The 3,700-nt window shown below is 42.2% G+C and carries 1 protein-coding gene and 2 pseudogenes; 1 reads left to right on the forward strand and 2 read right to left on the reverse strand.

All coding sequences use genetic code 11. The features are described 5' to 3' along the window. Positions 1 to 432 (forward strand): annotated as a pseudogene (locus tag FTT83_RS15610) (DDE-type integrase/transposase/recombinase); the annotation flags it as partial. A gap of 350 nt (positions 433 to 782) precedes the next feature. Here FTT83_RS15610 and FTT83_RS15615 read toward each other — a convergent pair. After that, entirely contained in the window at positions 783 to 3,260 is a 2,478-nt protein-coding gene (locus FTT83_RS15615) for an EAL domain-containing protein (protein WP_257234918.1), read from the reverse strand. A 322-nt stretch (positions 3,261 to 3,582) separates the two neighbouring features. Continuing rightward, positions 3,583 to 3,700 (reverse strand): annotated as a pseudogene (locus tag FTT83_RS15620) (IS982 family transposase); the annotation flags it as partial.

Raw genomic sequence — 3,700 nt, forward strand, 5'->3', positions numbered from 1 at the left:
ATGTATTTTCACGTGCGATTGTTGGCTGGAAAGTATCAACACGTATGAATACAGACATGGTCCTGGATGCATTGGAGCAAGCATTGCATGATCGAGGCATGGCAAAGAATGTGATTCATCATTCCGATAGAGGTGTTCAATATCTTTCCATTCGCTATACCAATCGTTTAGAAGCAGCAAATTTACGAGCTTCAGTCGGTACAACGGGTGACTCATACGATAATGCTTTGGCTGAAACGGTGAATGGCTTATACAATGATTGAATATTTAAAAGCAGATTGGCAAGGTTTAGCGGATGTACAACTTGCGACACTAAACTGGGTGGATTGGTTCAATAAAGAACGTGTACACAGTGCGCTAGGTTATGTGTCACCTTTTGCTTTTGAAGCAATGTACTATGATAAGATTAACCCGTTAGGTCAGGTGGCCTAACTTAAATAAAAAACTCTCCGACAAACCCGGTACGGTTCACTTCTTCCTGCCTGTTCAATTTTCTGCCCAATTACTACAAAAAAAACCTGCATCTTGGGGAGGATGCAGGCTGAAAACTTCAAGATTATTTCTGTGGAGAAATCAATCTATACTAATATACTTGGTTTAATATGTTAAATAAATCGCATTATATATCAAATTTTAAAGACTGTATTGCCACTCTTCTTTTGGATAGATATCTTTTATTGCACTTTAGGGCTTAGCAATTGCCTTCATGAGCAGGTAAACCGCAATGGTCTAATCGCCAACTTTAAGCTTGGTGGTTACCTGAATGCTGATCCTATTTAATTTTAATGCCGGGTTTGCTGAGACAATAGATACTGCTTAAGCTCATCAATAGGCATCGGTTTGCCAAACAGATAGCCCTGGTAATGGTAACACCCCTGTTTTTCCAATACCTCGCGTTGAGCTTCGGTTTCTACCCCCTCAGCCAGTACAGAAATACCCAAAGTTTTTGCTAAGACAATAATCATTTTGGTAATTTCAGCATCATTGGCACTAATCACAATATTACGAACAAAACCTTGATCGATCTTTAATTGATCAATTGGAATTTGTTGTAAATAAGTGAGAGAAGAATAGCCTGTACCAAAATCATCCAGAGAGAACATTATCCCATAACGTTTAAGAATCGTCATTTTTTCAATAATGTCTTCTACCCGCATCACTAAGGCACTTTCGGTCAGTTCAAGCTTGAGTAAATGTGCAGGAGCCTGGGTACGTTCCAGAATATCGAGCACGTCTTGAACAAATTCATCACGGGAAAACTGGCTGGCGCTGACATTTACAGCCATGCTGAGCTGAGCAGTTTGCGGATACTTGGCCCAGTCACTCAATTGTTGACAGGCACTTTCTAATACCCAATGGCCCAGTGGAATAATAAAACCATTTTCTTCTGCAACGGGAATAAAACGCGCAGGTGAAATCATCCCTTTGGTTGGATGCTGCCAACGTAACAAGGCTTCTACGCCAGTCACCTGTTGTGCACCATTGACTTGAGGTTGGTAAAATAGCACCAGCTGATTTTTTTCTAGTGCCTGACGTAATCCGGCATCAATCTCAGCACGTTCCTGAACCTGAGATTGAATCAACGGATCAAAGAAGCGATAGGTATTCCGGCCATAATTTTTTGCTTCAGACAGCGCTATATCTGCGCGTTTAATCGGATCCTGCACATTTTCATATGCTTTTAGCCCCAACAGGCTGATCCCGATACTGGCAGAACTACGATATTCTGAGTCTGCGAAAAAGTAGGGTTGAGCCAGTGCCTGTAAAATACGTTTTGCCGTCTTTTCCGCTTGTTGAATCGTCTCGGTTTCAGATGTGCCAAGTTGATTAAGCAGCACAACAAATTCATCACTACCAAGTCGAGCAACCATGTGATTTGTTTCTACACAATTTAACAGACGAGTGGCAACTTGCTGTAATAACCGGTCTCCAGTTTCATGACCTTCGGTATCGTTTAAAGCTTTAAAATTATCCAGATCAATGCACAAAATTATGCCGAGCTGTTTTTTATTTTCTGCCTCTCTCATGCTCTGTTCAAGATGTTCCAAAAACAGGCTACGGTTGGGTAATTTGGTCAAAGAGTCATAGAATGCCAGCAGGCGTACTTTTTCTTCTGAAGCTTTATAGGCAGAAATGTCGGTAATGGACGCCACATAATGCGTGGTTTGGCCCTTCTTATCACGTACAGCGGCAATCAAGATATGCTGTGGATATAGTTCACCATTTTTGCGCTTATTCCAGATTTCACCTTGCCAGGATCCGGTTGTGTGAATATGTTTCCACATGGTGGTATAGAAGTTTTTGTCATGTATGCCGGATTGCAGGATTTTAGGCTTATGACCAATTAACTCTTGTTCGCTATAACCGGTAATTTCGGTTAAAGCATGATTGGTCCGTAAAATAAGCATATGCGGATCTGTAATTAGCATCCCAACCTGGGAGTCAAATGCCGTTGCAGCGATACGCTGGTTTTCTTCAGCTTTTTTACGTTCAGTAATATCACGTGCTGAGCAAAAAAATACATCGTCATTATCTAGATGTACCAGGACCGAACTGATTTCTACCGGATAACGCTCACCTTGTGCATTCTGGTAAAATGTTTCGAAGCGAATGCCTCCAGGCGTAGAAATCCCTCTGCTGATCAGGTCTTGCAGCTCTGTCTGATCATAGCCGCTATCCCAGTAACACAGTGTTTTGCCCAAGGCTGCCTGCCGAGTACTGCCGATCATACGGAAAAAGGAATCACTGCCTTCAAGCAGCCGACCTTGGCGATCTATGACATGTATCCCATCTTGTGCATTACGCAACAGCATCCGGCTACGACGATTGACCAATAGGTTCGCCCGGATTTGCTGCCAGAGTAACCAGGCAGCAATCGTGGTCACTACAAGGAAAAGCAAGCCCAGCAAAACGGCTTTGATCAGGTCCTCATACCATTGGGCTAGGTAGTCTGTTTCACCAAAGGCAACAACGACAAAAATAGGCATACTGCTGAGTCGACGAAAGCTCCCCATACGCGGAACATGATCGGTTGTTTGTCGTGTATAAATGGTGCCAGACTGTGCCCCGGAGTGAACCCGCTGAGACAGTTCCAGTGGTCCCCCCACAAAACCGACCTGGCCATTCGCTGTTTTGAGTATGGGGTTGCGTGCAATAATTCGCAGATCCAGGTCTTGTACCAACACCACTCCTTTGGAACCTACATCTAGTTCGGTAATCAGATCATTAAAGTAGCTGGCAGGTAATGCAGCGACAATCATGCCTGCAAAAGTTCCATCAGCCTGATTGTAGCGTCGTGCAAATAGATGAACCCAGCCTTGGCCATTGGGATCTTTAATCAGTTTAGTAACAAACAGTTGATTCGTATTTTTCTGTTGGGCCTGTTTAAAAAAACTATAGTTTGCGTAATTGGATGTCTGAGTGCCAATATCATGATCAGCGAATTGGACTTGACCTTTTGCATTGGTAATGTGTATTTGTGTAACAGAGCCGATCCAATCTTTTTCTTTCTGAATAAATAGATTAATTTCTTTATTATCTATTTGTTTTTTATTATCTAATTCTTTTTCTATATAACCCTAGTTACGGATAAGCTAAATTTCTAACGACATGAATTTTTGGCTTATTCTTCTGACAGAGTTGATAAGCACATAAAGATGAAAATATGCCTGCTAGAAAACCGGAAATAGTCCGATGTTTA

It is taken from the genome of Acinetobacter sp. YH01018, assembly GCF_013420295.1.
GTDB lineage: Bacteria > Pseudomonadota > Gammaproteobacteria > Pseudomonadales > Moraxellaceae > Acinetobacter.